At 62.8% G+C, this 26675-nt stretch carries 25 protein-coding genes; 10 read left to right on the plus strand and 15 right to left on the minus strand.

Translation table 11 applies throughout. The annotated features are described in order from the left end of the window. Positions 1-413 precede the first annotated feature (413 nt). From KYT97_RS25830 to KYT97_RS25860, 7 genes are read left to right on the plus strand one after another with little or no spacing between them, the layout of a single operon-like run. Positions 414-2144 carry a nitrite/sulfite reductase gene (locus tag KYT97_RS25830; RefSeq protein WP_033232972.1) on the plus strand — a complete coding sequence of 577 codons (1731 nt, stop codon included), beginning with the start codon at positions 414-416 and terminating at the stop codon, positions 2142-2144. Beyond that, positions 2141-2884: a phosphoadenylyl-sulfate reductase gene (locus KYT97_RS25835; protein WP_141486127.1), complete on the plus strand. Its 744-nt coding sequence runs from the start codon at positions 2141-2143 to the stop codon at positions 2882-2884. Before KYT97_RS25830 ends, KYT97_RS25835 begins: the two co-directional genes overlap by 4 nt. Continuing rightward, positions 2881-3816, plus strand: coding sequence for a sulfate adenylyltransferase subunit CysD (gene cysD, locus KYT97_RS25840; protein ID WP_033233176.1), 936 nt, complete (start codon positions 2881-2883; stop codon positions 3814-3816). The genes KYT97_RS25835 and cysD overlap by 4 nt, the downstream gene beginning before the upstream one ends. A gap of 2 nt (positions 3817-3818) precedes the next feature. After that, positions 3819-5105, plus strand: a complete 1287-nt coding sequence (locus KYT97_RS25845) for a sulfate adenylyltransferase subunit 1 (protein WP_033232967.1) — start codon at positions 3819-3821, stop codon at positions 5103-5105. Positions 5106-5109: 4 nt separating this feature from the next. Further along, positions 5110-5865, plus strand: a complete 756-nt coding sequence (locus tag KYT97_RS25850; RefSeq protein WP_219111001.1) for a sirohydrochlorin chelatase — start codon at positions 5110-5112, stop codon at positions 5863-5865. A 24-nt stretch (positions 5866-5889) separates the two neighbouring features. Beyond that, entirely contained in the window at positions 5890-6675 is a 786-nt protein-coding gene (locus tag KYT97_RS25855; protein ID WP_051730377.1) for a DUF998 domain-containing protein, read from the plus strand. A 54-nt stretch (positions 6676-6729) separates the two neighbouring features. Beyond that, on the plus strand, positions 6730-7626 hold the full coding sequence (locus KYT97_RS25860; RefSeq protein WP_092808678.1) for a universal stress protein: 897 nt from the start codon (positions 6730-6732) through the stop codon (positions 7624-7626). Positions 7627-7635: 9 nt separating this feature from the next. On the opposite strand, the gene KYT97_RS25865 is transcribed toward KYT97_RS25860, so the two are convergent. The 6 genes from KYT97_RS25865 to KYT97_RS25885 all read right to left on the minus strand — a co-directional run bounded on the left by KYT97_RS25865 (position 7636) and on the right by KYT97_RS25885 (position 12019). Next, positions 7636-8673 carry a sulfate/molybdate ABC transporter ATP-binding protein gene (locus KYT97_RS25865; RefSeq protein WP_033232961.1) on the minus strand — a complete coding sequence of 346 codons (1038 nt, stop codon included), beginning with the start codon at positions 8671-8673 and terminating at the stop codon, positions 7636-7638. Next, positions 8670-9476: a sulfate ABC transporter permease subunit CysW gene (gene cysW / locus KYT97_RS25870; protein WP_033232959.1), complete on the minus strand. Its 807-nt coding sequence runs from the start codon at positions 9474-9476 to the stop codon at positions 8670-8672. The genes KYT97_RS25865 and cysW overlap by 4 nt, the downstream gene beginning before the upstream one ends. Continuing rightward, on the minus strand, positions 9476-10321 hold the full coding sequence (cysT, locus tag KYT97_RS25875; RefSeq protein ID WP_033232957.1) for a sulfate ABC transporter permease subunit CysT: 846 nt from the start codon (positions 10319-10321) through the stop codon (positions 9476-9478). Before cysT ends, cysW begins: the two co-directional genes overlap by 1 nt. Positions 10322-10328: 7 nt before the next feature. After that, entirely contained in the window at positions 10329-11360 is a 1032-nt protein-coding gene (locus tag KYT97_RS25880; RefSeq protein WP_219111002.1) for a sulfate ABC transporter substrate-binding protein, read from the minus strand. Positions 11361-11564: 204 nt separating this feature from the next. Next, complete coding sequence (locus KYT97_RS31210) at positions 11565-11654, minus strand: Ms4533A family Cys-rich leader peptide (protein WP_309599224.1); 90 nt, start codon at positions 11652-11654, stop codon at positions 11565-11567. Between the two features lie 122 nt (positions 11655-11776). Next, on the minus strand, positions 11777-12019 hold the full coding sequence (locus KYT97_RS25885) for a hypothetical protein (RefSeq protein WP_033233174.1): 243 nt from the start codon (positions 12017-12019) through the stop codon (positions 11777-11779). 83 nt (positions 12020-12102) lie between these two features. On the opposite strand from KYT97_RS25885, the gene KYT97_RS25890 reads away from it, so the two are divergent. Next, a complete protein-coding gene (locus KYT97_RS25890) occupies positions 12103-14061 on the plus strand; it encodes a glycoside hydrolase family 15 protein (protein ID WP_033233173.1) in 1959 nt (652 codons plus the stop codon). Positions 14062-14095: 34 nt separating this feature from the next. Here the strand turns inward: KYT97_RS25890 and KYT97_RS25895 are convergent, their stop codons facing one another. Both KYT97_RS25895 and lepA read right to left on the minus strand, forming a co-directional pair. Next, a complete protein-coding gene (locus KYT97_RS25895) occupies positions 14096-15031 on the minus strand; it encodes an NAD(P)H-dependent flavin oxidoreductase (protein WP_219111004.1) in 936 nt (311 codons plus the stop codon). A gap of 6 nt (positions 15032-15037) precedes the next feature. Further along, positions 15038-16930 (minus strand): translation elongation factor 4, encoded by a 1893-nt coding sequence (gene lepA / locus KYT97_RS25900; protein ID WP_033232951.1) that lies wholly within the window; start codon positions 16928-16930, stop codon positions 15038-15040. 118 nt (positions 16931-17048) lie between these two features. Here lepA and KYT97_RS25905 point away from each other — a divergent pair, with 118 nt between their 5' ends. Next, the gene (locus KYT97_RS25905) at positions 17049-17567 is read left to right on the plus strand and encodes a type II toxin-antitoxin system PemK/MazF family toxin (protein WP_045066969.1); all 519 of its coding nucleotides are present in this window, start codon (positions 17049-17051) and stop codon (positions 17565-17567) included. Between the two features lie 52 nt (positions 17568-17619). Here the strand turns inward: KYT97_RS25905 and KYT97_RS25910 are convergent, their stop codons facing one another. The 4 genes from KYT97_RS25910 to KYT97_RS25925 all read right to left on the minus strand — a co-directional run bounded on the left by KYT97_RS25910 (position 17620) and on the right by KYT97_RS25925 (position 21925). Next, the gene (locus KYT97_RS25910) at positions 17620-18393 is read right to left on the minus strand and encodes an aquaporin (protein ID WP_033232946.1); all 774 of its coding nucleotides are present in this window, start codon (positions 18391-18393) and stop codon (positions 17620-17622) included. Positions 18394-18454: 61 nt separating this feature from the next. Further along, positions 18455-19285 carry a transglutaminase family protein gene (locus KYT97_RS25915; protein ID WP_095885913.1) on the minus strand — a complete coding sequence of 277 codons (831 nt, stop codon included), beginning with the start codon at positions 19283-19285 and terminating at the stop codon, positions 18455-18457. 8 nt (positions 19286-19293) lie between these two features. Then, positions 19294-20265: an alpha-E domain-containing protein gene (locus KYT97_RS25920; RefSeq protein ID WP_033232943.1), complete on the minus strand. Its 972-nt coding sequence runs from the start codon at positions 20263-20265 to the stop codon at positions 19294-19296. A gap of 40 nt (positions 20266-20305) precedes the next feature. Next, the gene (locus tag KYT97_RS25925; RefSeq protein WP_033233172.1) at positions 20306-21925 is read right to left on the minus strand and encodes a circularly permuted type 2 ATP-grasp protein; all 1620 of its coding nucleotides are present in this window, start codon (positions 21923-21925) and stop codon (positions 20306-20308) included. Between the two features lie 198 nt (positions 21926-22123). On the opposite strand from KYT97_RS25925, the gene rpsT reads away from it, so the two are divergent. Continuing rightward, positions 22124-22384, plus strand: a complete 261-nt coding sequence (rpsT, locus tag KYT97_RS25930; protein WP_033232941.1) for a 30S ribosomal protein S20 — start codon at positions 22124-22126, stop codon at positions 22382-22384. A gap of 124 nt (positions 22385-22508) precedes the next feature. Here the strand turns inward: rpsT and holA are convergent, their stop codons facing one another. From holA to KYT97_RS25945, 3 genes are read right to left on the minus strand one after another with little or no spacing between them, the layout of a single operon-like run. Further along, positions 22509-23483, minus strand: a complete 975-nt coding sequence (gene holA / locus KYT97_RS25935) for a DNA polymerase III subunit delta (protein WP_033232939.1) — start codon at positions 23481-23483, stop codon at positions 22509-22511. Then, positions 23480-25840, minus strand: a complete 2361-nt coding sequence (locus tag KYT97_RS25940) for a ComEC/Rec2 family competence protein (protein WP_219111005.1) — start codon at positions 25838-25840, stop codon at positions 23480-23482. The genes holA and KYT97_RS25940 overlap by 4 nt, the downstream gene beginning before the upstream one ends. After that, the gene (locus KYT97_RS25945; protein WP_219111007.1) at positions 25837-26667 is read right to left on the minus strand and encodes a ComEA family DNA-binding protein; all 831 of its coding nucleotides are present in this window, start codon (positions 26665-26667) and stop codon (positions 25837-25839) included. The genes KYT97_RS25940 and KYT97_RS25945 overlap by 4 nt, the downstream gene beginning before the upstream one ends. Positions 26668-26675 lie beyond the last annotated feature (8 nt).

The following is a 26675-nucleotide window of genomic DNA, read 5'->3' on the forward strand; positions in this document are numbered from 1 at the left end:
AAGTCCCCTGAGCACGCTATTTCCCCCATTTTTCGTGGAAATAGGTCCCCGAGTCGGAATTATCGAGTTGACGTGGCACAATGGTCCGCATGACCGGACCAGGAGTACGACTTGTGGCGCGTCGCCACGTCGACTTCAAGCGCGTGTGCAGTTCCACGTGTCTGCACTGCTGTTGCTGTTGATCTTCAACTGATCAACAAGCCTTCCCCGCTCATCTCCACCTGTTTCCCCAGCCTTCAGCGTTTCCGCTGCCTGCTTGGTGAGCACATCTGCCGGCCGCAAGCCTTTCGAGCCCGAGGACAGCCCCCTCACTCGACACGGTCCGGTGCACCCCGATCGGACAGAGTCACAATGCTGCAGCGTTTGCGTGCCTCGTGCCTGATCAACACCGCCGAAGATCCAGGAGTTCATCGATGACGTCGACAACCGACGCCGCCCCGACTGCCGATTCGGCAGCGCCCGCCGAGGCACGGCCCGCTCGCGCTGCTCGCCCCACGAAGCAGCGCGCCGAAGGTCAGTGGGCCCTCGGATACCGCGAGCCGCTCAACGCCAACGAGCAGGCCAAGAAGGACGACAACCCGCTCAACGTGCGAGCGCGCATCGAGAACATCTACTCGAAGCAGGGTTTCGACAGCATCGACAAGAGCGACCTGCGCGGCCGGATGCGGTGGTGGGGCCTCTACACCCAGCGAGAGCAGGGATACGACGGCACCTTCACCGGCGACGAGAACCTCGATCTCCTCGAGGCCAAGTACTTCATGATGCGAGTGCGCTGCGACGCCGGCGCTCTCAACGTCGAGCAACTGCGCACCATCGCCGGTATCTCGAAGGAGTTCGGCCGCAACACCGCAGACCTCTCCGACCGTGAGAACGTTCAGTTCCACTGGATCGAGATCGAGAACGTCCCGGAGATCTGGAAGCGTCTCGAAGACGTCGGACTCAAGACCACCGAAGCCTGCGGTGACTGCCCCCGCGTTGTCCTCGGTTCTCCCCTGGCCGGCGAATCGTTCGACGAAGTCCTCGATCCCACTCCGGCGATCGACGAGATCGTGCGCCGCTACATCGGCGACCCCAAGTACTCCAACCTGCCGCGCAAGTTCAAGACCGCCATCTCCGGTCAGCAGGATGTTGTTCACGAGATCAACGACATCGCCTTCATCGGCGTGAACCACCCCGAGCACGGCCCCGGCCTCGACCTCTGGGTCGGCGGCGGACTGTCCACCAACCCGATGCTCGCGCAACGCGTCGGCGCCTGGATTCCGCTCGACGAGGTTCCCGACGTCTGGGAAGGTGTTGTCTCGATCTTCCGCGACTACGGCTACCGTCGTCTGCGCGCGAAGGCCCGGCTCAAGTTCCTCATCAAGGACTGGGGCATCGAGAAGTTCCGCGAAGTTCTCGAGACCGAGTACCTGAAGCGTCCGCTCATCGACGGTCCCGCACCGGAGAAGCCCACGCGCCCGATCGATCACGTCGGCATCCAGAAGACCCGAAACGGCCTCAATGCAGTCGGTTTCGCGCCGATCGCCGGCCGAGTGTCCGGCGATATCCTGGCGCAGGTCGCCGACGCGGCAGAGAAGGCCGGCAGCGACCGGATCCGCTTCACCCCGTACCAGAAGCTCATCATCCTCGACGTTGCAGACAACACGCTCGAGCCGCTGATCGCCGACCTCGACGCACTGGGCCTGCCCGCCCGTCCGTCGCACTGGCGCAAGAACCTCATGGCCTGCTCCGGCATCGAGTTCTGCAAGCTCTCGTTTGCCGAGACCCGCAAGCGCTCGCAGGTTCTCGTTCCGGAACTCGAAGAACGTCTGGCCGACATCAACAGCCAGCTCGACGTGCCGATCACCATCAACATCAACGGCTGCCCCAACTCGTGCGCCCGCTCGCAGGTCGCGGACATCGGCTTCAAGGGCCAGCTCGTCGACGACGGTGACGGGAATCAAGTGGAGGGTTTCCAGGTTCACCTGGGAGGCAGCCTCGGATTCGACAGCGCCTTCGGACGCAAGCTGCGCCAGCACAAGGTCACCAGCGTCGAGATGGGTGACTACATCGACCGCGTCGTACGTCAGTTCGCGAAGAACCGCAACGAAGGTGAGCGGTTCGCCGAATGGGCAGTGCGAGCAGACGAAGGAGATTTGCGATGACAGTGGACATTTCGCGAGCAACCGTCGACGAGCTTCGGGCGATCGCCGAACGCGGTGCCGTAGAACTCGACGGAGCCAGCGCGCAGGAACTGTTGCAGTGGACCGAGGACACGTTCGGTGACGGGGCGAGCGCAGCGACGGGGGATCGTAGCGGTTACATCGTTGCATCGAATATGCAGGATGGAGTGCTGGTTCACCTTGCCGCACAGGTACATCCGGGCGTCGACGTACTTTTCCTCGACACCGGCTACCACTTCCCCGAGACCATCGGCACGCGTGACGCTGTCGAGCAGGTGTACGGCGTCAACGTCATCAACGCTCGCGCATTGGCAAGCGTCGGTGAGCAGGACATCGCGGAGGGCAAGGACCTCTTCGCCCGCGATCCCAACCGTTGCTGCGCACTTCGCAAGGTCGCGCCGCTCAAGCAGACGTTGTCCGGCTACAGCGCCTGGGTTACCGGCATCCGCCGCGTCGAAGCTCCTACTCGCGCCAACGCTCCGCTGATCTCCTTCGACGAGGGCTTCGGACTCGTCAAGATCAATCCGATCGCTCCGTGGTCGGACGAGGAGATGCAGAACTACATCGACACCCATTCCATCCTCGTCAATCCGCTTGTCGACGAGGGCTATCCATCCATCGGCTGCGCGCCCTGCACCAGCAAGCCAGCCCCCGGCAGCGATCCGCGTAGCGGTCGTTGGGCCGGTGCCTCCAAGACAGAATGCGGGTTGCACGCATCATGACAGTTGACTTGACACTTTCACGTCCTCAGCTCGACGGCACACAGTTCGATACTCTCGACGCCCTCGAGTCCGAAGCGATCCACATCTTCCGAGAGGTGGCCGGCGAGTTCGAACGCCCGGTCATCCTGTTCTCGGGCGGCAAGGACTCCACGGTGCTTCTGCACCTGGCGATCAAGGCCTTCTGGCCTGCACCGCTGCCATTCACGCTGCTGCACGTCGACACCGGCCACAACCTGCAGGAAGTCCTCGACTTCCGTGACCACGTCGTGGCGAAGTACAACCTGCGCCTGCACGTGGCCAGCGTCGAGGAGTACATCGCGGACGGTCGCCTCACCGAGCGTCCCGACGGTATCCGCAACCCGCTGCAGACCGTTCCGTTGCTGGACGCGATCTCCGAGAACCGCTTCGACGCCGTCTTCGGTGGCGCTCGCCGCGACGAAGAGCGGGCCCGCGCCAAGGAGCGAATCTTCTCCTTGCGCAACGCTTTCGGCCAGTGGGATCCCAAGAAGCAGCGCCCGGAACTGTGGAACTTGTACAACGGTCGCCACTCCCCCGGCGAGCAGGTCCGCGTCTTCCCGCTCAGCAACTTCACCGAGCTCGATATCTGGCGTTACATCGCCCGCGACAACGTCGAACTCGCCAGCATCTACTACGCCCACCAGCGTCCGGTGTACCAGCGCGACGGCATGTGGATGACCCCCGGCGTCTGGGGTGGACCGGCCGAAGGCGAAGAGCTGCAGACCCTTTCGGTGCGTTACCGCACCGTCGGCGACGGTTCGACCACCGGTGCTGTTCTCTCCGATGCAGCCGACAATGAAGCCATCCTGGCCGAGGTTGCGGCATCACGTTTGACCGAGCGCGGCGCGACCCGCGGCGACGACCGAGTTTCCGAAGCGGCCATGGAAGACCGCAAGCGAGAGGGCTATTTCTGATCATGAGCGACTTGCTGAGACTGGCAACTGCCGGCAGCGTCGATGACGGAAAGTCCACCCTCGTGGGCCGCCTGTTGTACGACACCAAATCCGTTCTCGCCGACCAGATCGACGCCGTGACCCGCGCGTCGGTGGACCGCGGTCTCGACACCCCTGACCTCTCGCTCTTGGTCGACGGTCTGCGCGCCGAGCGTGAGCAGGGCATCACGATCGACGTGGCGTACCGCTACTTCGCGACCCCCAAGCGCACGTTCGTGCTGGCCGATACACCGGGCCACGTGCAGTACACCCGCAACACGGTTTCCGGTGCGTCGACGGCTCAGCTCGTGATCCTGCTGGTCGATGCCCGCAAGGGTGTCATCGCGCAGACTCGTAGGCACGCAGCGGTTCTCGCCTTGCTCGGTGTCCCGAAGCTCGTTCTCGCCGTGAACAAGATCGACCTCGTCGAGAACCCCGAAGAGGTCTTCACCTCGATCTCCGCAGAGTTCAACGAACTCACCAGCTCACTGGGCTGGGCAAGCGAGGACGTCGTCGAGATCCCGGTGTCGGCTCTGCACGGTGACAACGTCGCAATCCGCTCGGACAAGACCCCGTACTACACCGGCCCCACGCTGATCGAGCACCTCGAGTCGATTCCGGTCGACGCCGAGCCGCACCGCGTCGGCCTGCGCTTCCCCGTGCAGTACGTGATCCGCCCCCGCACGGCGGAGTTCCTCGACTACCGCGGCTACGCCGGCCAGGTTGCCGCCGGTTCCGTCGTGCCAGGAGACGAAGTGGTGATCCTGCCTTCGGGTACGCGCACCACTGTCGTCCGGATCGACACCGCCGACGGTGAACTGGATGTCGCTCACGCCGGGCGCAGCGTCACGCTGATCCTGGCCGACGACGTCGACGTATCCCGCGGCGACACCATCGCGTCGCCGTCGGACGCACCCGAGCCCATCGGCGAATTCGACGCCACCGTCTGCTGGCTGGCCGAGAAGCCGCTTCGCCCCGGTGCACGCTTGCTGCTCAAGCACGGCACGCGCACGACGCAGGCCATCGTCGGCAGCTTGGTGGAGCGCTTCAACGAGCAGGATCTCACCACGGATCAGGGCCCGGAAACACTCGAGCTCAACGAGATCGGCAAGATCTCGATCCGGGTAGCCGAGCCGATCGTGGCCGACGACTACGCCGTCAACCGCCACACGGGCAGCTTCCTGTTGATCGATCCCGCTGGTGGAAACACTCTCGCAGCCGGCCTGGTCGGCGACGTCATTTCCGCTGTCGAATTGGGCGAGCGCGTCTAAGAAGATGGTTCCGCTCATTGCTGTTGCACACGGAAGCCGTGATCCCCGTTCCGCTCGGGCGATCACGGCTGCCGTGGCGGCTCTTCGTGAAGCCCAGCCAGGTCTCGATGTCCGGCTGGCGTTTCTCGATCTCAATGCGCCGTCCATCGATCAGGTCCTTGACGGTGTTGCACACGACGGCCACACTCATGCCGTTGTTGTTCCGATGTTGCTGGGCCACGCTTTCCACGCCCGCGTCGACCTGCCCGGGCTCCTCGCAGCGGCCACACTGCGCCACCCGCAGTTGACCGTGACCCAAGCCGAGGTACTGGGTCGTGACGATCGATTGATCGAGGCGCTGCGGGAGCGAATTCTCGAAGCCGGTGCGCATCCCGACGATCCGTCGGTGGGTGTAGCGGTTGCCGCGGTCGGCTCGTCCGACGCGGAAGCCAACTCCGCAACTGCCGAGATTCCCGGCGCCCTCGCTACCGGAACGAAGTGGTCCGGTGTTCGAGTCTGTTTTGCCACCTCGGCGCAGCCCAGCGTGGGGGCCGCAATTTCCGCACTCCGCGAATGCGGCGCCAACCGCATCGTTGTTGCGCCATGGTTTCTCGCACCCGGCCTTCTGACCGATCGCCTCAGTGCTGCCGCAACTACCGCTTTCGGCGGCACGGTTTTTGCAGACACCATCGGTGCCCACGCCCTGCTGATCGAGACGATGATCGACCGATACAACGCCGCTGCTGAAACTCTTCCCGGCCGGTTGATTCGCTCCGCCTGAGCAATTTCACAGGCCGTTATCAGATTGTTACCGTACTGTTGGTTCCACCAACCAGTTGGGAGCAAGACGATCACTCACAATTTCCGTCTCGGCACCGCCGGCGTCGCCTGGGTCCTGTCCGTCCTGTATCTACTGGTCGAGATCCTCACAGCCGGCGCTTGGAAGACTCCCTACAGTTTTGCGCGTGATTCCATCAGTTCGCTGGGCGTCACAACCTGCAGCACCGATTCGTGTTCACCGCTACACGACGTGATGAATGCCGCGTTCATGATCCTCGGCGCACTCACCATTCTCGGAGCAGCGTTGCTGCACAAGTACATTCCGGACGGTCGCACGAAGAAATGGATACTGGGACTGGCAGTCGTCGTGGCCTTGAGTACCGCTGCCACCGGAATGTTCCCCGCCAACGACGGAACCTTCGTCCACTGGACTGCTGTCCTGCCCGGATTTGTCGCCCGCCACGCCGTCCTCGTGCTTCTCACCGTCTCGTTCTGGAACCACCAGCGGTGGATCGCAGTGTGGTCAGGCCTTTGCGCGGCAACAGGACTCGTCGGTGCTGTCCTTCTCCTCGGCCGAACCCTCACCTTCGGACTCGGTGAACGTCTCACGCTCTACCCGCTTCCCATGTGGATGGCCGTCACAGGCGTCGCAGCGATCCTCGCCCTGATGCGCAGAACCGTTCTGAAAAACGTCGACATGACACTTCTCGGTAACGGATTCATCACTGCCCTGCTGTCATTGCGGCCACGTCGATCACTGCCCTCGGTCTCCACCGACGTGCTTGCCCGGCGGGCAAAGGCTTCCGTGTAGCGAACCCGAGGCGAGCAGGGACACACTGGAAGGAGGCGACGCGAGGAGACTCCCATGACCAGTGCATCTGTTCGACACGGAATCGTGGCCGGAATCGACGGCTCCCCCGGCGCGGTGAACGCTGCGCGATGGGCGGCGTCTGCGGCCCGGAAATTCGACGAACCGCTGCGCCTGACACATGTGCTGCGCGGACAACCGGATTTCAGCGAAGGCGGCGCCGTGACCGACGAAGAGATGTTCGATCGTCACGTCCGTATCGAAGGTGCGAAGTTGGTCGAGGAGGCCGAGAACGCCATTCGTGACGACCACACCGACGTCACCATCGAGCGTGTATTCGTCTCCGGTACCACGGCGGCAGCGCTCGTCGAACTCTCGAAAACCGCACGAATCCTCTCACTCGGACAAGCCGGAACCACCGAGATGCAGTCGGTGTTTCTGGGATCCGACACGATCAGAGTGGTGAACCGCGCCCATTGCCCGGTGACCGTCTTCCGCGGCAGCGGCGATCACGCCACCACCGACACCAGGCCCATCGTCGTCGGTATCGACGGCAGCAAACTCAGCGAACTCGCCACCGGCCACGCCTTCGAGTTTGCGGCGTTTCTCGGTGTGCCCCTCGTTGCCGTCCACACCTGGAACGAACACGCCTCGCTCGGGGGCTACTCCGAAGCGCGGCGGTTCACCGATTGGGGTCCGTACGAAGAGCACGAGAACGCGCTGCTCTCCGAATGCCTCGCCGGCTGGACCGAGAAGTACCCCGAGGTCGAGGTCACTCGCAGCGTGCAGCGAAGTGGACCGATGAAGGCGCTTCTCGAGCATTCAGCCGAGGCTCAACTTGTTGTCGTGGGAAGCCACGGTCGAAGCCCGTTCATGGCCTCGATCGTGGGATCCACCAGTCAGAGCCTCATTCACCACGCCCAGTGCCCGGTGATGGTGTGCCGCGAGGGGTGAGAAACCGCGTCACACCTGGCCTACGAGGCTCACAACCGTCGGAGAGTCCACCGGCTCTTCCGGAAGGTCCGGAACCCGAGTCGCACGGGCGTACACCGTCTCGCCGGCTTCCAAATGCAGAGCAGCACTGTCTCCGCGCGTGACCTGAGCTGAGAACAGCTCCCCCGTCGCTTCGTTGCGCAGGTCCACACGAACCTCGAAGCCCAGGTACACCACACGTTCGACTGTTGCCCGGGTGACGCCGAGCGATTCTGCGGTTCCGGCTTCCTGAGCGAGAGCCATGCTGGGGTCGCGGCCGAGCCGGATGTCGTGCGGGCGTACCAACTGGCCGTTGAGCTTGGCGACAGATCCGAGGAAGGACATCACAAAATCGTTGGCCGGGCGGTCGTAGAGGTCGGCAGGTTCACCGATCTGCTCGATCCGTCCCTTGTTCAGCACAGCGATGCGATCCGCGACATCGAGGGCTTCTTCCTGGTCGTGGGTGACCAGAACCGTCGTGACATGCACTTCGTCGTGCAACCGGCGGAGCCATGTGCGCAGGTCTGCGCGAACTTTCGCGTCCAGCGCGCCAAAAGGCTCGTCGAGCAGCAGCACCTGCGGATCGACGGCAAGGGCACGCGCCAATGCCATCCGCTGACGCTGACCACCGGAAAGCTGTGCCGGATAACGATGCTGGAAGCCGTCGAGGCCGACGATCTCCAGAAGTTCGTTGACTTTCTTCTCGATCTCCGGCTTCGGACGCTTACGGATCTTGAGACCGAACGCGACGTTGTCGCGAACCGTCATGTGCTTGAACGCGGCGTAATGCTGGAACACGAACCCGATGTCACGCTTCTGCGGGGAGACGCCGGTGACGTCCTTTCCCGCAATCGTGATGGTGCCGGAATCGAGTTGCTCGAGACCCGCGATCGACCGCAATAGCGTCGACTTGCCGGAGCCACTCGGCCCGAGCAGTGCGGTCAGGGAACCGGACGGGATGTTGACGGACACGTCGTCGAGCGCCGCGAAGTCACCGTAGTTCTTACGCGCCCCGGTCACAGTGATCATGTGTTGCTCCTCTTGCGGTCCAGCAGCGTCATCAGCAACAGGACAATGATGGCGATGCCCATCAGCAGAGTAGCTGCCGAATACGCACCAAAGGTGTTGTGATCGTCGATGTATCGCGAATGCACGAGCAAGGTCAACGTCTGGGATACCCCGGGGAAGCCCGACGACACCATGATGACAGCTCCGAATTCACCGAGAGAGCGGGCAACGGTCAACACGATTCCGTAGGTCAAGCCCCACCGAATCGCGGGCAACGTGATGCGCCAGAACGTCTGCCACCCCGAAGCACCGAGCGTCGCCGCGGCCTGCTCCTGCTCGTCACCGATCTCGTGCAGGACGGGTTCGACCTCACGGACGACAAACGGCAACGTGACGAAGATGGTTGCGAGCACCATGCCAGGCAATCCGAAGATCACCTTGAATCCCAAGGACTCGATTCCGCCGAACCATCCGTTTGCGCCCCACAGCAGGATCAGCGACACACCGACCACAACAGGCGAGACCGCAAACGGCAGGTCGACGACGGACTGCAAAACACCGCGACCGGGAAAACGCCCGCGCACCAAGGCAAGTGCGGTGACAATTCCGAAGATCACGTTGATCGGTACCACGATCACCACGATGAGCAGCGACAGATTCAGTGCCGAAATCGCCGCAGGCGTCGTGATCGAGTCGATGAACGCGCCGATCCCGTTCTCGAACGTACGCGTCAAGATCACGCCGATCGGCACCACAAGAAGAACGAACAGGTACAGCAGCGCGACGGACCGCAGTCCGATCCGCGATTTCGTGGAAATGTTCATCAGCCGCGTTCCTCACGTCGTTGACCCCGAGAAGAGAAGAGACGCAGCACGAACAGCGTCACGAACGCGATGAGCAGCAAGGCCACCGACACCGCAGCAGCATTGGTCGGACGATCGATTTCGATCTGCTGCTGAATGTACTGCGACGTCACCTGCGTCACGCGCGGAATGTTGCCGCCGATGAGAACCACGGAACCGTACTCACCGATCGCTCGCGCAAACGCCAGGCCGGCTCCTGAGATCACGGCAGGAGCCAGCGTCGGCAACACAACGGAACGGAAGATCGTCCAGTTGGACGCGCCCAAAGACGCTGCCGCTTCCTCGACTTCACGATCGACCTCCATCAGAACCGGCTGCACCGAACGCACGACAAACGGCAGCGTCACGAATGCCAGCGCGACGATCAGGCCGGGCTGGGTTGCGTTGAGGTGAATGTCGATCGGTGACTGCGGCCCGTACAGCGACAGCAGCACGATCGACGCCACGATGGTCGGCAACGCAAACGGCAGGTCGATCATCGCGTTCACAATTCGCTTGCCCGGGAACTCGTCTCGCACAAGCACCCACGCGATGATCGTGCCCATCACGACGTTGATCAACGCCACGACGATCGAGGCGAACAGCGTCACCCGCAACGACGCCAGCGCGACCGGTGCGGTGATGGCGTCCCAGAACCCGGCGATACCGTCGTCGAAAGCGGTGACGGTCAGCGCCGCGAGCGGCAGCAGGACGATGATGGAAAGCCAGAGTGTGGCCACGCCGATGCCGAGTGGCCCGACGCTTCCCGTGACCCGCGCGAGTTTGGGTTTGCGGGTCACGGGTGTGCGTTCAATGGTGTCGGTCACGGCAGTCTTACTTGGTTGCGTTGTCGTAGATTACGGCGATGGAACCGGTGTCCTTGGTGAACAGTGTGGAGTCGACGGTCTTCCAGCCACCCAGATCCGTGATGGTCCACAGCTTCGTGGGCTCCGGGAACTTGTCGGTGAACTCGGCGGCAACCGCGGGATCAACCGGGCGGAATCCTGCTTCGGCCCACAGCTTCTGGCCTTCGGTGGTGTAGAGGTAATCCTTGAACGCCGTTGCCTGATCCAGAACCTTGCTGTTCGACAACACAGCGACCGGATTCTCGATCTTGAACGTCGTCGGCGGGGTGACGTGCTCGACCGGATCTCCGTTGCCCTCGATGAACAGTGCTTCGTTCTCGTAGCTGATCAGAACGTCGCCGCTGCCCTGCAAGAAGGCTTCCGATGCTTCGCGGCCCGACTTCGGCTGGATCTTGACGTGATCGTTGACGAGCGCGGTGATGTAGTCGAGGCCGGCCTGCGGGTTCTTGCCGCCGTCACTCTTTGCCGCGTACGGCGCCAACAGGTTCCACTTGGCCGAGCCCGAACTGAACGGGTTCGGGGTGACAACCTCGAGGCCGGGCTGGAGCAGGTCGTCCCAGTCCTTGATGCCCTTCGGGTTTCCGGGACGCGTCACGATGGTGACAACCGATCCGAACGGAATTCCGTTGTAGGCGTCCTGATTCCAGTTCTTGTCCACCAGGCCCGCGTCGACGAGGCGAGTGATGTCGGGCTCGACGGAGAAGTTGACGAAGTCGGCTTCCGCGCCGTCCTTCACCTTGCGCGACTGGTCGCCCGAGGCGCCGTACGACGGGTTGAACGCAACGTTCTTGCCGTCTTCCGTCGCCTGGAATGCGGGAATCAGCTTGTCGAAGCCGGGCTTCGGGACCGCGTAGGCAAACAGGTTGATCGTGCCGGCGCTACCGTCGCTGGCAACCGTATCGGCGCCGACGGTATCGCTCGAGCCACCGCTGCACGCTGTGAGTACCACGGCCCCCATGGTCGCGATAGCAGTGAGGAGTGTGCGGGAACGGCGTTTCATTGCAGATACCTTCCGAGAGGGCTGACAGAAAAGGGCTGACACAGCGTGAAAGTCCGAGACCTCTGGGGCTGAATCCATCGGAATGTTCGGACATGAAGAGCCGACGGGGCTTTAAGATGCCCATGGTCGGGGGGCGCGAACTACGCGCAGAAGAGTTCGAGCGGGGCGCACGTGCGCCACCGAGGAATTCGAACTACAGGGAAATCAACAACAGGCGACGTCAGCGACGTCAAGCATGCCGACAGCGATCAACGCCAACTGGTGGCGGATCTGGGGAGCAGCTGCTTCGGACACGTCGAGGACTCTAGCAGAGCATTCCGGCGGTCTCGAATCGAATCTCTAACGAGTGAGAAGCCACGCCACGATACAAAGAAGGATCAGGGCGATCAGTGCAAGAGTGACCCGTGAGCGGGGCATCAGTTTTCCTCGACTTCTCTGAAAGATTTCTCGGGGGTTTTCTCGGAGATTGCCGCTGGGGTGCGTCGTAGCCACTCGAAGACCGGCGACGACAGCACTGCTGACAATCCACGATCCAGACCGATCGCGATGCCGGCACACAGTGGAACAACAACGGCAAGGACCAACACGACCTGTGGGATGAAGGGAAGGCCGGCAATCCACAGCTCCACGCCGTCCCACCAACCCGCAATTCGCTCCACGCTCATCACCCTATCGTTCGCCGCCGCGGGCACCGAACAGCTGCGGAGTGGACGTGCCTCAGATCTGGCCGGACAATGTCCGAATGAGTGTCGACGACGAAGTAATGCAGGCCGTCCCCTCCACCACGGCAGGCCACCACCGAAGCACCTTCCCACCCATCGACGACTACGCATTTCTGTCCGACTGCGAGACATCCTGCTTGATCGCCCGGAACGGATCAGTGGAGTGGATGTGCGTCCCGCGTCCCGACTCTCCGAGCGTCTTCGGCGCGATCCTGGATCGCAGTGCAGGGCACTTCCGGATCGGCCCGTACGGCCAGAACGTTCCGGCAGCTCGCCGCTACCTTCCCGGCGGGCTCATTCTCGAGACCACCTGGCAGACCGAGACGGGATGGCTGGTCGTGCGCGACGCGTTGGTTCTCGGCCCGTGGCACAACGTCGACAAGCGTTCCAGCACTCATCGGCGCACACCCACCGACTGGGATGCAGAACACATCCTGCTCCGCACTGTGAAGTGCGTCAGCGGCACTGTCGAACTCGAAATGAGCTGCGAACCGGCCTTCGATTACCACCGGGGTGCCGCAATCTGGGAGTACACCGGCAAGGTGTACGAGGAAGCGACGGCCACGTGCCATTCCTCGCGGCCCGGCGATCATCCGTCACTGCGCCTCACCACCGATCTGCGCCTCGGACTCGAGGGGCGCGAAGCCCGTGCCCGCACCCGGCTGGTCGAGGGCGACAACGCGTTCGTCGCACTGTCGTGGTCCGAACTGCCGTCGCCGCAGACCTTCGACGAAGCCGCCGAGATGATGTGGCAGACCGCAAAGTCGTGGCGTGAATGGGTCACCATCGGCAAGTTCCCCGACCATCCGTGGCGGGCCTACCTCCAGCGCAGCGCACTCACCCTCAAGGGGCTCACCTACGCCCCCACCGGCGCCCTCCTTGCCGCCTCCACGACATCTCTCCCGGAAACACCTGGCGGAGAACGTAACTGGGACTACCGCTACGCGTGGGTTCGCGATTCCACCTTCGCACTCTGGGGCCTCTACACCCTCGGACTGGACCGCGAGGCCAACGATTTCTTCAACTTCATCTACGACGTCTCCAGCTCCGACCACGGGAAACCACACCCGTTGCAAGTCATGTACGGCATCGGCGGTGAGCGAACCCTCGAGGAGTCCGAACTGAGCCACCTGTCCGGCTACGACGGTGCCCGGCCGGTACGGATCGGCAACGGCGCGTTCGACCAGAAACAGCACGACATCTGGGGCACCATGCTCGACTCGGTGTATCTCCACATCCGCACCCGCGAGCGTGTCCCCGAAGCATTGTGGCCGCTCCTCAAGCGGCAGGTCGAGGAAGCCATCAAGCATTGGCGTCAACCCGACCGCGGGATCTGGGAAGTGCGCGGCGAACCGCAACACTTCACGTCGTCGAAGATCATGTGCTGGGTTGCTCTCGACCGCGGCGCCAAGCTCGCAGAAATGCAGGGCGAGAAGAGCTTTGCGCAACAGTGGTCCGCCATTGCCGACGAGATCAAAGAGGATATCCTCGCTCACGGCGTCGACTCTCGTGGTGTGCTCACCCAGCGATACGGCCACAATTCACTCGACGCGTCGCTGCTTCTCGCGCCGCTCCTGCGTTTCCTTCCGGCCGACGATCCCCGCATCCGGGCAACCGTGCTTGCCATCGCCGACGAACTCACCGAAGAAGGCCTGGTTCTGCGCTACCGCGTCGAAACCACCGACGACGGATTGAGCGGCGAGGAAGGCACATTCACCATCTGTTCGTTCTGGTTGGTCTCGGCGTTGGTCGAGATCGGCGAACTCGAGCGCGCGAAGCACCTGTGTGAGCGTCTACTCGGATTTGCCAGCCCGCTCAAGCTCTACGCCGAGGAGATCGACGCACACACCGGCCGTCATCTCGGAAACTTCCCGCAGGCGTTCACCCACCTGGCATTGATCAACGCCGTGGTGCACGTGATCCGCGCCGAGGAGGCCGCCGAAGCCGGCGCATTCCAGCCGGCGCACAACGCGACGTAATCCCCTGCTGTGCGCCTTTCTCAACCGCCCGCGGTTAAGAAAGGCGCACAGCAGATAGGTGGCGCTCCGCATCCGCGCCGATCCGCCGAACCACGTCACCGGCGGGGTGAGTTCCATGCACGAGTCCCACCGCTTCTCCGGCATACACGACGCCGTTGTTCGGATCGGACGGGTCGTACGCCTTTGCGAGAGTGTCCTCATCGGCATCGACGCCGTCCCACGCTGCCGTGAAGTCGTTGGCGATGGCTCGGCCACCCCAACGCTGCGGCCACGGCTGACTGCGCGCTCGGTCGAACACGGACGTGTAGACGGTGTCCGCACTCCCGGCTTCGACGACGCGATCACGCGCGTAATCCGGGCCGACAGTTTCGGGGCTGGCGAGCAACGCGGTCCCGATCATCACGCCCTCCGCGCCGGCAGCAAGAACCGCGGCCAGACCGCGCCCGGTCCCGACTCCACCCGCAGCGAGCACCGGCAGCGAGGTTGCTTCGAGGATCTCCTGCAGCAGAGGCAACGTCCCGATGCGGCCGGTGTGCCCGCCGGCCTCACCGCCCTGCGCGATGACGGCGTCCACTCCCGCGGCCTCCACGATACGAAGGTCCTCGAGCGTATTGATCTGTGACACAACAGGAATCCCGGCATCGTGGATGCGGCCGACATAGGCGGCGGGATCACCGAACGACAAGGTGATCATGGTCGGTTTGACCGCGATCGCGGTGTCGAGCATCAATTCGTTCTCGGGCAGTGACCACGTCATGAGCCCGACACCGAATTTCCCGCCGATCGAGCGAGCCACGTCGGCTTCGGCCTCGATCCACTCGGGTGTGTTGTACCTGGCCGCCCCCAGCAGACCCAGCCCACCGGCAGCGGAGACCGCGCCGGCGAGAGCGCCACCGGCCCGCCCACCCATGGGTGCCCCGAGTACCGGGATCTCGATTCCGAATTCTCGGGACAACCAGGTGGTGATCATGCGCTCCTACTTCTTGGGCTTCTCGCCGACCGATTCGGATGTCAGTGCTGCCACGAATGCTTCCTGCGGAACCTCGACGCGGCCGATGGTCTTCATCCGCTTCTTGCCTTCCTTCTGCTTCTCGAGCAGCTTGCGCTTACGGCTGATGTCGCCGCCGTAGCACTTGGCAAGGACGTCCTTGCGGATTGCGCGAATGTTCTCGCGCGAGATGATCTTCGCGCCGATCGCGGCCTGGATCGGAACTTCGAACTGCTGACGCGGGATGAGCTCGCGCAGCTTCGATGTCATCCGGCCACCGTAGGCACCGGCGTTGGAGCGGTGAACGATCGAGGAGAACGCGTCGACGGCCTCGCCCTGCAGCAGAATGTCGACCTTCACCAGGTCTGCCTGCTGCTCGCCGGCCTCTTCGTAGTCGAGGCTGGCGTAGCCCTTGGTGCGGGACTTGAGCGCGTCGAAGAAGTCGAACATGATCTCGCCCATGGGCAATTCGTAGCGCAGTTCGACGCGGGTCTCCGACAGGTAATCCATGCCGCCGAGCTCACCACGACGCGACTGGCACAGCTCCATGATTGCGCCGACGTACTCGCTCGGCGCGATGACGGTGCACTTGGCGACCGGTTCGTACACTTCACGAACCTTGCCTTCAGGCCAGTACGACGGGTTGGTGACGATGACCTCGGACCCGTCTTCCATCACGACGCGGTACACGACGTTGGGCGCCGTGGAAATCAGTTCGAGACCGAACTCGCGCTCGAGACGGTCACGGGTGATTTCCATGTGCAGCAGTCCCAGGAAGCCGCAGCGGAAACCGAATCCCAGAGCAACCGATGTCTCGGGCTCGTACGCAAGGGCCGCGTCGTTGAGGCGGAGCTTGTCCAAAGCGTCGCGCAGCACGGGGTAGTCCGAGCCGTCCATCGGGTACAGACCCGAGTAGACCATCGGCTTGGGATCGCGGTAGCCGACGAGCGGTTGTGTGGCGCCGTTGCGCGTTGTGGTGACGGTGTCACCGACTCGCGACTGACGAACGTCCTTCACTCCCGTGATGAGATAGCCCACCTCGCCGACGCCCAGGCCGATACTGGCCTTCGGCTCGGGCGAGATGATGCCGACCTCGAGCAGTTCGTGCGTGGTGCCGGTGGACATCATCGTGATCTTCTCGCGCGGACGGATCCGGCCGTCGACAACGCGCACGTACGTGACCACGCCGCGATACGCGTCGTAGACCGAGTCGAAGATCATCGCGCGAGCCGGACCGTCGGCATCACCGACCGGTGCGGGAATCTGCACGATTACTTCGTCGAGCAATTCCTTGACGCCCATGCCGGTCTTACCCGAGACGCGCAGGACATCGCCGGGTTCACAGCCGGTGATATGCGCAATTTCCTCGGCATAGCGGTCGGGATCGGCAGCCGGGAGGTCGATCTTGTTGAGGACGGGAATGATCTTGAGATCCTTCTCCATCGCCAGGTACAGGTTGGCCAGTGTCTGAGCTTCGATGCCCTGAGCTGCGTCGACCAGCAGGATCGCGCCTTCACACGCTTCGAGCGCACGCGAGACCTCGTACGTGAAGTCGACGTGGCCGGGGGTGTCGATGAGGTGGAGGACAAACTCTTCACCGTTGACAGTCCAGGGCAGGCGCACATTCTGGGCCTTGATGGTGATGCCACGTTCGCGCTCGATGTCCATGCGGTCCAGATACTGCGCGCGCATCGCCCGCTCTTCGACCACGCCGGTGAGCTGCAGCATGCGGTCTGCCAGCGTCGACTTACCGTGGTCGATGTGCGCAATGATGCAGAAGTTCCGGATCTGCGCAGGATCCGTGAACGTCTTGTCGGCGAAGCTGCTGATGGGAGACCCCTTAATCGGACCGGCACCGGCCCGGATCCGGGCCACTGTCAACCCTTAGGATATCCAAGTCTCACCGCCGCCGCGCCAGCGGTTCCCGCACAGAGCACTCGGGTGTGCCCGCACCAAGCGCTCAGGGTTCCCGCGCACCATGCGATTATGCTCGGTCGCCATGGCAAGCATGTGGAAGCAGCTCGGCAGAACCCTCGGTAACTTCGCTCTGGACAAGGGCCCGACACTGCTACGCCAACTGCAGTCGTCGAACGCGTCGACGGGCACGTCCGGCCGACCGGTCGCGGCGCGCACCGTCCCCACCGCGCATCGCGCCCGCAAGGTCGAATACTCCCCCGATCTCGACGGCAAAGCCGATCCCGGCGAGATCGTCTGGACCTGGGTCGCCTACGAAGAGGACCCGACGCAGGGCAAGGACCGCCCGGTTCTGGTTGTCGGCCGAGACGGGGACACACTCCTGGGCTTGATGCTGTCGTCGCAGAGCAAGCGCAACGGCGAGCGAGATTGGGTCGCCATCGGGTCCGGCCCGTGGGACAGCGAAGGCCGCCCAAGTTGGATCAGGTTGGATCGTGTTCTCGACGTCCCGGAAGCCGGTATTCGCCGCGAAGGAGCCGTCATGGACCGTAAGAAGTTCGAGCTGGTGGCCACAAAACTTCGGGCCGACTTCAGCTGGAGCTGAAGCCGACCCGAAGGACAAAGCACTACCGAAATCGCTCAACTGTTGAGGCGGCTCAGCTGTTCAAGCGATTGAATCGGCCGAACAACGCGCGGTAGATCAGTGCGCCGAGTGCGCCGCCGATGATCGGGAACACGATGAACAGCCACACTTGGCCCATGGCACCGACCTGATACGGGGCGACGGCAAGGCTGCGGGCGGGGTTCACGGACGTGTTGTCGATCGGGATCGAGATCAGGTGGATCACGGCGAGCGTGAAGCCGATGGACACTCCGGCCAGCGGAACGTCGGAGATCTGGTCGGTGGACGCCAGAACGACGAACACCAGTAGCGCGGTCAGCAAGATCTCGATGATCATCGTGGCGCCGATGCCGTAGCCGTCGGACACCACCATTCCCAGGAGGTTCTTCTCGGCCGACGGGCTGTGCGCTCCCCAGCCGTTAGCACCCAGGCCGTCTGCGACTCTGTTGTAGGCAGGAAGGCTGTTTGCGACGGTGTAGATGACAACACCTGCAAGAAGACCACCGATTATCTGAGCGACGATGTAGATGCCCGCATTCACTGCCGAGATTCGCCCGATGGCAAATTGGCCGACGGTCACCGCGGGATTGACGTGACAACCCGAAATCGGGCCGATGGCGTACACCAGAAACAGCAAGGTCAAACCGAAAGCCAGAGCAACTCCGAGGTTTCCGACTTTCGCACCGGCAAATACGGCGGTGCCGACGGCGGAGAACACCAGTACAAATGTCCCCACCGCTTCGGCCACATATTTCTTGACGTCCGAAATCGGTTCGACCTCGGTTAATTCCTGTGCAGTTGGAGACATATTCCCACCTTCTTCGTCAATGAAACGGCAGTAATGCTCACGCGTCTAGATTTGCCGGACTTTACGCAAGGCGAGTGATCTCCACAACAACTTCGAGATCTGTCGATCGACCGCCGGAATAGATTCCCTTCAGCGGCGGCACATCCGAATAGTCCCGACCTATCCCGACCGCGACATGTTGTTCATTCACAGCTATCACGTTTGTCGGGTCGTATCCCCACCAGGCACCCGTCCACGCCTCGATCCAGGCGTGTGATTCCCCGACCACCGTGTCCCCGATAGCGGCATCGCGCGTCGGATGCAGATATCCGGAAACATATCGACACGGAATTCCCATGGTGCGCAGTATGTCGAGTGTCAAATGCGCATAATCCTGACACACACCTTCGCGTGCGGCCCAGGCTTCGACCGCCGACGTGTGGACGCCGGTAGTCCCGGGCACATACGACATTTCGCTGTACACCCATTTCGACACGGCCACTACCGCTTCCTCCGGCGATAAACCCTGTCGCAATTCTTCGGCAATTGCCGTGAACTTCTCGTCTCGCGGGACATAATCCGTGAAACTCAATTGTTCGTTGAACCGATCCTTGATCGAATTACCGGCCAACTCGTCCCAGCCGACCTTTTCTTCCGGCGCGACAAACGGTTCCGTCTCGACAACGGAAAGACCCGTGACTTCCAGTTCCTTATGCGGCGCATGAAGATCGAAAGCCGTCACCGCAGTACCCCAATAGTCGGTGTACCGGTAGGCACGCGAAGCCGGTTGGGTCTCGACGCGGTTCAGGATGACCGTTTGCCGGTTGTCACCCCGTGGAGTCAGTCGCACCTCGTTGTACGACGACGTCACCGGAGCTTCGTAGGCATATCCGGTCGTGTGTACAACCCTCATTCGCCAACTCACAGTTCCCCCTCCACAGTCGCCTCGGCGTAGACAGCACTTGCGTCAGTCCACGCGACCCATGGCGCGGCATGGAAGTACTGCAACGAAATAGCCTCACCCAGTTCGCGACACGTCTCCTGCCAACCCAACAGTCTCAACTGCAAATCCTCGAGCAACACTCCCTGGGGGAGGAACTCGAGCTCACTTCGTGCCCTACCGAGCAATCGGGTGGCCTCAGCGCGGATCCCGACCCGGCTGGCCTGCTGCGGGTCCAGTTCCTCCAGGCACTTCTCCGCTTGCCGAATCGAGTGGAACACCGACCGCGGAAACAGCCGATCGAGAAGGATGAACTCCACGACCCGGTTCGCGTCGAGAGCACCACGGTAGGTACGGAGGTACGTGTCGTGCGCACCGGCCGAGCGCAGCACCGACACCCAGGCTGGCGACGTCGGCTTGTCCCCCGCACGGGCCAGCAGCATGCGCACGATCATGTCGACTCGCTCGATGGAGCGACCCAACAGCAGGAACCGGTAACCGTCGTCGCGGCTGAGCGTCGAATCCGCCAGTCCCGCAAACATTGCCGCGCGTTCCTCGACGTAGCGGAAGAACTCGTGTGGCCCGAGGTAGCGCGACGCTCGCTCGCGCTCCCCCAATCCGTTGTACGTCGTGTTCAGGCACTCCCACATCTCACTGGACGTCACCTCACGTGCGCCACGAGCGTTTTCCCGGGCGCTCGACAGTGAGTCGACGATCGATCCGACCTGATTGCGACTGAACGCAACAAGATCCGTCAGCGACCGCACATCCAGTTCCTCTTCCGGCGCGTCGATTCCGAGGACCCGAAGCAACAACCGCGACGTTCGATCCGGATCGAGGGTCGTGTCGTCGAGCAGTTGGTGGACGGTCACGTCGAGGATGCGCGCGGTGTCATCGGCCCGTTCCACGTAACGGCCGATCCAGTAGAGAGATTCGGCATTTCTGGCAAGCATCCTTACATCACACTCCGTTCTGTTGACCGCTTCGGCGTGATCACTGTTGTTGTTGATTCAGTTGTGACGGAGTCAGTTCCGGGCCCTTGTCAGGTTCTGCGGATTCCGGCGGTTCGCCGACAAGTTCCTCACCCGCCAGTTCCCCGGCGTCGGTTGATGTCGCCGCGGCCAATACCCACGTGTCCTTGCTTCCCCCGCCTTGGCTCGAGTTGACCACCAACGAGCCTTCCGGGAGCGCCACGCGAGTCAACCCGCCGGGCAATACCCAGATGTCGTCACCGTCGTTGACCGCAAAGGGACGCAGATCGACATGACGCGGCGACAACACGTCCCCGATCTTCGTGGGCACTGTCGACAACTGCACCACCGGTTGAGCGATCCAGCCGCGCGGATCGGCTCTGATCTTTCCGGTGATCTCGGCCAGTTCCGCCGGGCTCGCGTCCGGGCCGAACACGATGCCGTACCCACCGGACCCCTCGACGGGTTTGATCACCAGTTCCGCGACGCGGTCGAGTACTTCCTCACACTCGTCGTCGAGCCAGCAACGGAACGTGTCGACGTTCTGCAGCAACGGTTTCTCACCGAGGTAGTAATCGATGATCTGCGGCACATAGGTGTAGACAAGTTTGTCGTCTCCGACTCCGTTTCCCACAGCACTCGAAATTACGACGTTGCCCGCCCGGGCCGCGTTGAGCACGCCGGCCACACCGAGAATCGAGTCCGGGCGGAAGTGCATCGGGTCGAGGTAGTCATCGTCTATCCGTCGGTAGATCACGTCGACCTGACGTTCACCTTCCGTCGTGCGCATGTAGACGACGTTGTCGCGGCAGAAGAGGTCGCGGCCCTCCACCAACTCGACACCCATCTGTCGCGCGAGCAGCGAGTGTTCGAAGTACGCCGAATTCGCGACACCCGGTGTGAGAACAACCACAGTTGGGTCGGCTTCGTTCGTGGCCGCACCGGCTCGCAGGGCGCGCAGCAAATGAGTTGCATAATCACCGACAGCACGCACCCGGTGCGACATGAACAGGTCCGGGAACACCCGCGTCATGGTCCGACGGTTCTCCATCACATAGGAGACCCCGGACGGTGATCGCAGATTGTCCTCTAGCACCCGGAAGTCACCGACTTCGTCCCGGACCAGGTCGATCCCGGCCACGTGAATACGCACGCCATTGGGCGGCACAATTCCCGTGGCCTCCCGGTGGAAGTGCTCACACGAGGTGACCAGCCGCCGGGGAAGCACGTGATCACGCAGAATCCGCTGTTCGCCGTAAATGTCGGCCAGAAACAACTCCAGCGCTTTGACCCGTTGTTTGATGCCCTTTTCGAGGTGCGCCCACTCCTGCGCCGCGATAACGCGCGGAACCACATCCAACGGGAAGGGGCTTTCCTGCCCCGAGAGCGAGAACGTCACCCCCTGATCGATGAAGGCGCGACCAAGTGCGTCTGCGCGGGCCCCGAGGTCCTTACTGCTCGTCGGCGCCAGCGCGGAGTACACCCCTCGATAGGACTCGCGCACTGATCCGTCGGCGTCGAACATCTCGTCGAAAGCCAATTCGTAGCGACCGATGTCCGCATATCCGTCGAACACTCCGGAGGGACGCGCCCGCGTCGTGGCCGAGCCTGTATTCACCACATTGTCTGTCGTCGGCGTCATAGCAAACATGCTGCTACACGTCCGGGATTTGAGCAGTGCGGAAACATCCCCGCAAACCCCGTGTAACCTTCTCAATCAGGCGCATCGTGCGGCGGTTTGGGATATTCGACCCTGGACTGGTAATCTTGCCAGTCGGTGCATCAGTGCGCCCACAGCTTTCTCGACCGTAACCAGCTAAAGACGACAAGGATTTTACGCGTGGCCAACATCAAGTCCCAGGTGAAGCGAATCCGTACCAACGAGGCGGCCCGACTCCGTAACCAGTCGGTGAAGTCCTCGCTGCGTACCGCGATTCGTTCATTCCGCGAGGCTGCGGCAGCCGGTGACAAGGACAAGGCCAACGAGCTCCTCGTCGCCACCAGCCGCAAGCTCGACAAGGCAGCCAGCAAGGGCGTTATCCACGCCAACCAGGCTGCAAACAAGAAGTCTGCACTCGCGCAGGCTGCAAACAAGATCTGACACATCCTCGTTGACGGTTCGCCGTCATCAGTGGTGTTTCAATAGCCGCTCCGGTCCACTCGACCAGAGCGGCTATTGTGCGTTCAAATAATGCGTTCGAATAATACGGCGTGCCGAGCGCGTCTTACTTACGCAGCGCACAGACCTTACGCACCGCTGATTCCAGCGCATAGGACGAGTCGACGGCCGCACCCTTCACATCGGCGTTGAGCGCGGCAACAATCTGCATCGCTGCGCCGATCGACGCCGGGTCCCAGCCCTTCACTTCCTTGATTGCCTTCTTGACCTTCCACGGCGGCATCCCGAGCTCCGACGCCAATCGGAACGGATCACCGCCCCGGGCATACGGGCCGACCTTCGCGACGGTATGCACCGCGTCGGCGAGGGCGTCGGCCAGAAGAACGTGCGGGGTTCCGATCTGGTCAGCCCAGCGAAGTGCTTCGAGCGCGCCCCGGGTATCGCCGACGATTACTTTGTCCGCGACGTCGAACCCCGACACCTCGGCCCTGCCGGAGTAGTACTGATGGACAGCATCGACGTCGATCTTCCCGCCGGTATCTGCAGCCAACTGGGAACACGCCGATGCCAACTCACGCAGGTTCGAGCCGACGCTTTCGATCATTGCCCCGATGACAGCGGGCGAAACCTTGACATCTGCGGACGAAAACTCGGCCCGAACAAAATCGGTCAACTGAGATTTGTTGAGTTTGGCGCACTGATGAACTACGGCGCCCAACTTCTCCAGCGCGGGCGCCAGTGCTTTTGCGCGTCCACCACCGGAGTGCAGAACAATCAGCACAACACCTTCGGACGGTTCGCGGGCTGCGTCGAGTACCAGTGCAACGGCGTCCTTGCCGGCCTCCGCTGCCGCTTCCAGAACGATCACACGATCTTCCGCGAACAGCGACGGACTGAGCAGTTCGGCAAGTTCTGGCGCATTGGCATCGCCGGCACGCATCCGGGTGATGGGCAGATCCGAGATTCCCTGCCCACGATCACCACGAACGGCCTTGATCAACGTCGACACTGCCCGTTCGATCAGGAATTCGTCGTCTCCGAGAACGAGGTGCAACGGGTCGAGGCCAGCCGGAGTACTCACCCGAAGATCGTCCCACGAGGTACCGACACCACGGACACGGACCCGTCGACGCTTCCGTACACCGCGAGCGTGCCACCTTGATCGGTACGTGCCACGACGCCGCCCAACGATTCCAGCTCGCTCAACACCTGCGGATGCGGATGCCCGAAGGTGTTGCCGGCGCCGGCGCTCACCAAGGTCAGCCGGGGGCGAACCGCCTCGAGAAATGCTTTCGATGTAGTTCGTGAGCCGTGATGCGGCAGTTTCAGGACATCTGCCCGCACGTCGATTCCGCTACGCATGATCGACGCTTCACCCGCGGTTTCCGAGTCGCCGGTCAACAGTATGCGGCCTGCACTCGTGTGCGCCATCAGCACCAGGGACTGATCGTTGGCCGACGCGTCCGCGTCCACGACATCACGGGGTACCGGCAACACGGGACCGAGAACGTCGAACTGCACCGTCCCGAGAACAAACGTGGACCCGGCGCGCAGACCGACCAGCGGAACTCCATGGGCTCGTGCGGCCGCGTCCACATCGCGAAAACCTGATTCCGGCAACAACATCGGGCCGACACCCACAGCCGACACCGAACGACCGGCAAGCACGGCGTCGAGTCCGGCGATGTGATCGGCGTGAAAATGACTGATCAGAACGAGCGCAATATCGTCGACCCCCAACATGTTCAGGCAACGGTCCATCGACGTCGGATCGGGCCCGACGTCGATCACGATTACCCGGCCATCCCCCGTGGCCAGCACCAGTCCGTCGCCCTGCCCCACGTCGCACATCACCATGGCCCATCCCGGCGCCAGCCGCCCACCGGAGAAGACGTGGTGAAACGCCAGTGCCAGCCCCAGTCCCGTCAGCACTGCGCCGAGTAGCCACCGCGAGATGCGATTCCACAGCAGGAGTATCGAGACAAGCACCAGCCCCAGGACTACAAGTGCCCCGAGCAATCCCGACGGCACGGTGAGGTTTGCCCCTGGCACCGAGGCAGCCCGGTCTGCGACGGAGAGCAGCCACCACATCGGCGGCCGCACAGCCAAAGCCAGAAGTGCGGCCGCGGGCACACTGACCAAGGCGAGCAGCGCCATCAGTGCCCCCAATACCGTGAGAACTCCGATCACCGGTGCCACCAACAGGTTTGCTGCTATCGACACGACACTGAGCGTGCCTGCCATCGCGGCCACTACCGGCGCGGTGACAGCAAACGCGGCACTCGACACTGCCGTCATCTCTGCCAGCCACCGCGGCCAACCGCGCAGCCGAAGTGCGTCGACCCACACGGGCGCAAGGATCACCAATGCCCCGGTTGCCGTGGTCGACAACACAAATCCCCAGTCAACGGCCAGTTCCGGCATCACGATCACCAACACGATGACGGCCGCGCCCAACGCGGGCAGTGCCTGTTTGCGTCGTCCCGTCACCAAACTCAACAATCCGATCGTGCCCATCACCGCGGCGCGAAGCACACTCGGCGACGGCCGCGCCACAATCACGAACGCCAGGATCGTCACAGCTGCAAGTGCCGCCCCGATCCGCGGATCGAGTGCGGCAGCCCGCACCAGCAGTAACACAGCGCCCAGGAGAATGCTGATGTTTGCACCGGACACGGCGGTGAGATGAGAAAGACCGGCCGCCGTGAAGTTGTCCTTGACTACCGGAGACAAGGCAGAGGTGTCCCCCACGACCAAACCAGGCAGCAGGCCCGCCGCATCGGGAGCCAGCGCCTGAGCACATACCTCCGCAAATCGAGACCGCACGACGCCGGCCCACCGCTGATACCACGGTGCGCCGCCGATCTCGAGCGGCCCGCCTTCGGTGGTGATCACTGCCAGCGTCAGATCCGAGCGCGATGGAACGCTTACCTTTCCCCGAATCGTAAGCGCCTGTCCGGGAAGCGTTTCCGGCCACAGCCCGCTCGGCGCGCGTACTGTCACGGCGCCGCGTGCGTCGTAGTGCTGATTACCCACGGTCACCGATCGCACCGATGCCCGGAAATACACCTGACCGGGACCCATCGACGACGCCGTCGCCCGTGGGTCCTCGGTGGGGTTCACCTCCGCGGTCACCCACCCTCCGGACGACGCAGCGCGCGCCAGTGGATGTGCTTCGACATCTGCCATCCGCCACGCAGTCACAGCGCTGAATGCACCGCCGAATACGCAGGCCACCAATAGGACCGGAATCCAGTCCGTAGATCCCCACCGCCACACGCAAACAGCCAGGCCGGCGCAGGCAATGCCCGAAGTCACCGCGACGCACCACGCAAGTCCGGACCCGAACACGATGCCCGCAGCAGTTGCTCCCCACACCGCAACCGCTGCGGGCACAAGCCTCGCGTCGAGAATCCGCTGCTCTGCATCCCCGTTCACACTGTGACCAGAGCTCGCAGCTTGTCGAGCCGCGCCGGACCGATGCCGTCCACCTCACCCAATTGTTCTATGTCCGTGAACTTTCCATTCGACGTACGCCATGCGAGGATCGCGCTCGCCGTGACGGGTCCAACTCCGGGAAGCCCGTCGAGTTCGGCTTCCGTCGCAGTATTCAGATTGATCGGTGCCCCATTTGCACCCGAGGGAGCGGATGCACTCGGCGTAGCCGACCCCCCGCCCGCTGTAGTCGAACTGATCTGCTGATCCGGCGAATCACCCACCGCACCAACAACTACTTGATCGCCGTCGGACAGTTTCTGTGCCAAGTTCAAGCTGAGAGTGTCAGCGTTGTCGAGCACCCCACCGGCCGCGCTCAGTGCATCAGCGATCCGTGAGGTATCGGGCAGTGTCACCAATCCGGGGTTGTGCACCAGCCCGACAACACTGACAACCACCGATGCCGGACCAGAGTCATCGACGAGCGCTGACGGCTGAGCCTGATTCGATGTCGCGACCGGAATTCCCACAGCTGCAGGCAGTGCCGGCACCGCCTGGATTGTCGGAGAATCCCACCACAGTGCAAAAACACCGAGCCCGGCGGCAGCAAGCGCAATGAAAACCAACACAATTGCACCGCGCCGGTGCGGACTCCATCGCATACCGCGCCAACGTTCGGGCACCGCGGCAAACCGAGAGCCCTCTTCGGCTCCATAGGGTTCGTCATCGTCAATATCCAGAAGCCACTCGGGCACTGCCGGACGGGCGACGTCGCCGCTCATCGTGGAAAGTCGATCACGCACCCTCTCCCGCTCTTGATTGATCCGCATGAGGCGAC

This window comes from Rhodococcus globerulus, from assembly GCF_019334125.1.
Taxonomy (GTDB): Bacteria; Actinomycetota; Actinomycetes; order Mycobacteriales; family Mycobacteriaceae; genus Rhodococcus_F; species Rhodococcus_F globerula.